Origin of the sequence: Microvirga antarctica (assembly GCF_017921815.1) — a bacterium.
In the GTDB taxonomy this organism is placed as follows: domain Bacteria; phylum Pseudomonadota; class Alphaproteobacteria; order Rhizobiales; family Beijerinckiaceae; genus Microvirga; species Microvirga antarctica.
Genome location: NZ_JAGEMM010000067.1, coordinates 1 through 291, shown reverse-complemented (window position 1 = coordinate 291; position 291 = coordinate 1). Strand labels below are relative to the sequence as shown.

The 291-nt window shown below is 53.6% G+C and carries 1 protein-coding gene; it reads left to right on the top strand.

Annotation, left to right across the window (positions count from 1 at the left end; translation table 11 throughout):
• A partial coding sequence (locus tag J4G32_RS20880) for a TonB-dependent receptor domain-containing protein (protein WP_210497584.1) occupies window positions 1-291 on the top strand: 291 nt, incomplete at both ends.

The following is a 291-nucleotide window of genomic DNA, read 5'->3' as shown; positions in this document are numbered from 1 at the left end:
GATCTACAGTATGGAGCAAAACCACACCACCCCGTACGCGGGTCTGGTGTATGACATTGACGATAACTGGTCTACCTACGCCAGCTATACCTCAATCTTCCAGCCGCAGAACAAGCGCGACAGTTCCGGTAAATATCTCTCTCCGATTACCGGCAACAACTATGAGCTTGGCCTGAAGTCCGACTGGATGAACAGCCGTTTAACCACCACGCTCGCGGTGTTCCGCATTGAACAGGATAACGTAGCGCAATCAACCGGCGTGCCAATCGCCGGTAGCAATGGCGATACGGC